The sequence below is a fragment of the Dokdonella sp. genome (assembly GCF_036518555.1).
Taxonomy (GTDB): domain Bacteria; phylum Pseudomonadota; class Gammaproteobacteria; order Xanthomonadales; family Rhodanobacteraceae; genus Dokdonella_A.
The window spans coordinates 1-5801 of sequence record NZ_DATDMY010000157.1 but is presented as its reverse complement, the minus strand read 5'-3'; the positions used below and the strand labels follow the sequence as shown (position 1 = coordinate 5801).

The window sequence follows — 5801 nt, the reverse complement described above, 5'->3', positions numbered from 1 at the left end:
GCGCATGCGCGAACGCGCGTGCGACACCAGCGCCTGCCGCATCGCAAGCGCGGCCGTATTGAGGAAATGCGCGTGGTCCTTGAACACCTGCCGGCGCGCGAGCTTCAGGTACGCCTCGTGCACGAGCGCCGTGGTGCCGAGCGTCTCGGCCGGCGCCGCGACGCGACCGCGTTCGCGCCGCGCGAGGCGTTGCAGGTCTGCGTAGAACACCTCGACCAGCGACTGGACGGCCTGCTCGTGCGTCGCGGTGCGGGAATCGGCCATGCGCCGATTGTGCAGGAATTCGACCTCGCGCGGCGGCCCTGCGACGACCGTGGCGGTCACGCGCGAATCGGCGGGAGACTGCGGGCCGGTCGCCCTCCCTGGATCGGAGAGGTCAGCACGACAGGCTCCGGCGCAGTTCGTCGCGATCGCGGCGGTCCGGGCGCTCGCGACGACGGCGACGACAAGGACGCCGACGGCCGACCGCGGGTTCGCACGCGATCGGCGCACCTGGCATCGCGACCGCGGCCCCACGCACCCGGCGATCGCGCGCTAGCGCAGCATCACCTGCGCGCGGATCTGCGCCTCGACCACCGCGAGCGCGGTCATGTTGAACACCCGCCGCACGGTCGCGGCGGGCGTCAGCACGTGCACGGGCCTGGACGGCCCCATGAGGATCGGGCCGATCACGACGCCATCGGTCATCACGCGCGTCATGTTGAAGGCGATGTTGGCCGCGTCGAGGTTGGGGCAGACGAACACGTTGGCGCTGCCGGACAGGCGCGAATGCGGGAAAAGCCGCTCGCGCACTTCCGCGTTGAGCGCGGTGTCGGCGTGCATCTCGCCCTCGATTTCGACCCGCGGCAGGCGTTCGCGCAGCAGCTCGACCACGCGGCGCATCTTCAGCGCGCTCGCGTCCTCGTGGCTGCCGAAGTTCGAGTGCGACAGGATCGCGACCTTCGGCACGATGCCGAAGTACTTGAGGCGCAAGGTCGCCTGCGCGGCCGCCTCGGCGATGCGCTCGGCGTCGGGGTCGATCGCGACGTGGGTGTCGAGGAAGAAGAACACGCCGCGTTCGTTGAACACCGCGCTCATCGCCGACATCGCGGTCACGCCCGGGTCGAGCGGGATGATCCCGCGCAGGTAGCCGAGCTTCTTGTGGAAGCGGCCGACGATGCCGCAGATGAAGCCGTCCACCTCGTTGCGGCGGAGCATCAGGGCGCCGATCACGGTCGCGCGCGAGCGCACGATCTGCTTGGCGCTCTCCGGCGTGACGCCGTTGCGCTGCATGATCTCGTGGTAGAGCGTCCAGTAGTCCTTGAAGCGCGGGTCGCTTTCGATGTTGCACAGCTCGAAGTCGACGCCGGGACGGATGCGCAGGCTGAGGCGCTCGATGCGCGACTCGATCACCGACGGACGGCCGATCAGGATCGGACGCGCGATGCCCTCGTCGACGATCGCCTGCACCGCGCGCAGCACGGTCTCTTCCTCGCCCTCGGCGAACGCGATGCGCTTGGGATCCGCCTTCGCGCGCGCGAATACCGGCTTCATCAGCAGCGTCGTGCGGAACACGAACTCGTTGAGCTTCTCGGTGTACGCGCGCAGGTCGGCGATCGGGCGCGTCGCGACGCCGGACTCCATCGCCGCGCGCGCGACCGCGGGCGCGAGTTCGACGATGAGGCGCGGATCGAACGGCTGCGGGATGATGTAGTCGGGGCCGAAGCACATCGTGCGGCCGCCGTATGCGCGCGCGGCGACGTCGCTCGCTTCGCGCCGCGCGAGCGCGGCGATCGCGTGCACGCAGGCGATCTTCATCGCCTCATTGATCGTCGTCGCGCCGACATCGAGCGCGCCACGGAAGATGTACGGGAAGCAGAGCGCGTTGTTGACCTGGTTCGGGTAGTCAGAACGGCCGGTCGCGATGATCGCGTCGGCGCGCACGGCGCGTGCTTCCTCGGGCAGGATCTCCGGCGTCGGGTTGGCGAGCGCGAGGATGATCGGGCGCTCGGCCATGCGCGCGACCATCGCGGGCTTGAGCACGCCCGGCGCGGACAGGCCGAGGAACACGTCGGCGCCGTCGATGATGTCGTCGAGCGTGCGCGCATCGGTATCGCGCGCGTAGCGGCACTTGTTCGGGTCCATCTCCTCCTTGCGGCCCTTCCAGACCACGCCGAGGCGATCGGCGACCCAGACGTTCTCCATCTTCACGCCGAGGCTGACCAGCATGTCGAGGCAGGCGATGCCGGCCGCGCCGGCACCGGTGGAGACGAGCTTGATCCGGCCGATGTCCTTGCCGGTGACGTGCAGCGCGTTGACGAGCGCGGCACCGACGATGATCGCGGTGCCGTGCTGGTCATCGTGGAACACCGGGATCTTCATCCGCTCGCGCAGCTTGCGTTCGACCTCGAAGCACTCGGGCGCCTTGATGTCCTCGAGATTGATGCCGCCGAAGCTCGGCTCCAGGCTCGCGATGATCTCCACCAGCCTGTCCGGGTCGTTCTCGGCGATCTCGAGGTCGAACACGTCGACGCCGGCGAACTTCTGGAACAGCACGCCCTTGCCTTCCATCACGGGCTTCGCCGCGAGCGGACCGATGTTGCCGAGGCCGAGCACCGCGGTGCCATTGGTGATCACCGCGACGAGGTTGCCGCGCGCGGTCAGGCTCGCGACCTCGGCGGGGTCGCGCACGATCTCCTCGCACGCCGCGGCGACGCCGGGCGAGTAGGCGAGCGACAGTTCGCGCTGCGTGACGACGGGCTTGGTCGGCGTGACCTTGATCTTCCCGGCCGGCGCCTTGCGGTGGTATTCGAGGGCGGCTTTCTTGAGTTCTTCGATGGTCGACATGGGGTCGGGGGCGCGCGCGGCGATGCCCTGCGATGACTGGATGCGGTCGCCGGACTATAGCATCGCGCGCACGGGCGACCGCGTCGGCACGGCGCGACGCAGCACCGCGCCGACGGTCGCCGCTGCCGCCGTCACGACCTCGGCGCGCCTGCGGCGAGGAAGTCGAGCGCGGCCTGCAGCATCGCGCTCGTGCCGACCGCGAGCGCGCCCTCGTCGAGGAAGAACTTCGGCGAATGGTTCGTCGGCGCGCTCGCGGGATCCTGCCCCGCCGGCGTCGCGCCGACGAAGAAGTAGACGCTCGGCGCATGGGCGCCTTCGGCGAGCTGCGGGAAATCCTCCGACGCGGTCCAGCGTTGCGCCTCGAGCACGTGCTCGCGGCCGACCGCCGTCTCGAGGCTCGCGCGCACGCGCGCGGTCAACGCGGGGTCGTTGTAGTTGACCGGATTGCTGCCCGGCGCCGGGATCTCCGCCTCGACGGTTGCGCCGTTGGCCGCCGCCACGTGCTCGGCGACGCCCTTCAGCGCGTCGAGCGCCTGCTTGCGCATGTCCTCGTCGAACGCGCGCACGGTGCCTTCCAGGTGCGCGCTGTCGGACACGATGTTGAAGCGCTGTCCGCCGTTGAATACGCCGAACGTCACGACCGCCGGATCCTTGCCGATGTCGAGGCGCCGGCTCACGATCGTCTGTGCCTGGGTGACGATCGCGGCCGCGGTCACGACCGCGTCGATGCCCTTCCACGGCGTCGCGCCGTGCGCCTGGCGGCCGTGCACGGTGATGCGGAACGTGTCCGAGCTCGCCATCGCGCCGCCCGCGCGCACGGCGACGTCGCCGACCGGATAGGCGCTGACCACGTGCATGCCGAACACCGCGTCGGGCTTGAAGTCCTCGAACACGCCGTCCTTGACCATCAGCGGCGCGCCGCCTTCCTCGCCCGCTGGCGCGCCTTCCTCGGCCGGCTGGAACACGAACATGACCTCGCCAGGCAGGTCCTTGCGTTGCGCGGCGAGCGCGGCCGCGAGACCGAGGGTCATCGCCGTATGCGCGTCGTGGCCGCACGCGTGCATCACGCCGACGGTCTTGCCCATGTATTCGCCCTTCGCCTTCGACGCGAACGGCAGGTCGACGTCCTCGGTCACCGGCAGCGCGTCCATGTCGGCGCGGATCGCGAGCTTCGGCCCCGGCCTGCCGCCCTTGAGGATGCCGACGACGCCGGTCTTCGCGATGCCGGTGCGCACCTCGAGTCCGAGCTTCTTCAGTTCCGCCGCGACGAGCTTCGACGTGCGCACTTCGCGGTTGCTGAGTTCCGGATGCTGGTGCAGGTCGCGGCGCCACGCGGTGATCCGCGGCAGCAGCGGCTGCACCTGCGCGCGCGCGTCGGAGTCGGCATGCGCGGGCGTGACGGCGAAAGTGGCGGCGAAAGCGGCGGCAAGCAGCGACATGTTCACGTTGTCTTCCTCGAAGTGGTCATGCAGCAGGAATGGGTGGGAGGACGATGCGCTCAAAGGCCGAGCACGAGGTCTTCGGCCTCGACGCGGTCGAGCCGGATGCGGTTGGCGAACAGCGAGAATGCGAGCATGCCGGCGAGTCCGTGCGCATGCTGCACCCACGGCGGCAGGTAGCGCGGCTGGGCGATGTAGCCGTTGTCGAAGTACGGCTCGAGCGCGATCACGTCATGCAGCGCGCACTTGCCCGCGAACAGGTTGCGGCACAGTGCCATGCGCTGGTTCTTGAGCGCCCAGCGGAAGAACGTGTGCACCGACAGCAGGCCGCGCAGGTAGACCGCGTCCTTGGTGAACGCGGCGCCGCCGCCGACGGGCGCGCCGCGGAACACGCGCTGCGCCGAGCTGAAGCTGTCGTTCTCGCTCTGACCGGCGTCCATGAAGAAGCGGAACACCTCGATGAAGTCGGCGCCGCGGATCGCCATGTCGATGCCGAGGATGCGCAGCGAGATGCGCTTCATGCGCGCGATGTCGATCGAACCGGACATGAGCTCGGCGAACACGGCGAGGCCTTCCTGCGTCGCGGTGATGCGCGGCGACGAGCGCGCGAGCGACTTGAGGTGCGGCTGCGCGCGGCCGTTCAGCGCGGTGAGCGAATGCACGAATGCCTCGTGCGCGAGCAGCTGGTCGCGGTCGTAATTGGAGAACGTCGTCGCCGAGCGCAGGCGGATGCGCGTCGCGCCCGCGGCCGCCTTCGCGATGAGGTCGGGATCCACCTCGACGCGGATCGCGCCGACGCCGAAGAAGCCGTCGAGGCGCTGCTTGAGCTCGATGCGCAACAGCTCAGCCGGGATGCGCGTCTCGATCTCGTCGAGCGGCGCACCGCTGTTGTACTCGTCGGCGATCGCGATGAAATGGCGCGCGGCGTCGACGTTGGTCAGCGTCGCGCCGGGCACGCGATCGCCGGGCAGGCCGTACAGCTTGGCCGAGTGCGCGGTGATGGCGGGCGTGCCCATCGACTCCAGCAAGTCGGTCGCGACGCGCCAGGATTCGGCCGTGCGCCGGATGTAGTCGCCGATCGGGTGCGCGGGGTCGGCCGCAGCGGAGATCGCGTCGAGTTTCGCGCGCGTGTCGCCGAAGTCGAGGCGCGGGTAGGCGACGTCCGGCAGCTTCGCCCGCCCGGCCTTCCAGTCCGCGATGAAGCCCGACTCGATCGATGCGGGCCAGCTCACCGAATCGAGCAGGCGGATGCCGCGCGTCGCCTCCACCAGGCGAGCGTCGAGGGTGGCGTAAAGGTCCGCGGCAGCAGCGGTCGCAGCCATGTCCATCCGTGCGGTCGTTCAGCGCAACCTTAGCAGACCGCTTGCACGATCGGCGGGAGTGACCGGGGGGCCCTGCGTCACGCCATCAGGAGATCGACATGACGCACCGCCTTCACCGGTTCCGACTCGTTCCGCTCGCCGCGGCGCTCGCGTGCGCTTCGGCGGCCGAGGCCGCCGTTCCGCCGGCGCCGGCCGCGGGCATCGCGCCACGCTA

4 protein-coding genes are annotated in these 5801 nt (G+C 70.0%); all 4 read right to left on the bottom strand.

Going from position 1 to position 5801, the window contains the following annotated elements; translation table 11 throughout:
- Positions 1-324 (bottom strand): ECF-type sigma factor (locus VI238_RS09545; RefSeq protein ID WP_331650770.1); only part of this gene is annotated, 324 nt, incomplete at its 3' end.
- Positions 325-534: 210 nt separating this feature from the next.
- Positions 535-2826 carry an NADP-dependent malic enzyme gene (locus tag VI238_RS09540; protein WP_331650768.1) on the bottom strand — a complete coding sequence of 764 codons (2292 nt, stop codon included), beginning with the start codon at positions 2824-2826 and terminating at the stop codon, positions 535-537.
- Between the two features lie 131 nt (positions 2827-2957).
- Positions 2958-4265 (bottom strand): amidohydrolase, encoded by a 1308-nt coding sequence (locus VI238_RS09535; protein WP_331650772.1) that lies wholly within the window; start codon positions 4263-4265, stop codon positions 2958-2960.
- Positions 4266-4324: 59 nt separating this feature from the next.
- On the bottom strand, positions 4325-5593 hold the full coding sequence (locus VI238_RS09530) for a flavohemoglobin expression-modulating QEGLA motif protein (RefSeq protein ID WP_331650766.1): 1269 nt from the start codon (positions 5591-5593) through the stop codon (positions 4325-4327).
- Positions 5594-5801: the final 208 nt, after the last annotated feature.

Coding starts and splice junctions, on each gene's coding strand:
- VI238_RS09530 (WP_331650766.1), bottom strand. CDS start 5,593: ATGGACATGGCTGCGACCGCTGCTGCCGCGGACCTTTACGCCACCCTC.
- VI238_RS09540 (WP_331650768.1), bottom strand. CDS start 2,826: ATGTCGACCATCGAAGAACTCAAGAAAGCCGCCCTCGAATACCACCGC.
- VI238_RS09535 (WP_331650772.1), bottom strand. CDS start 4,265: ATGTCGCTGCTTGCCGCCGCTTTCGCCGCCACTTTCGCCGTCACGCCC.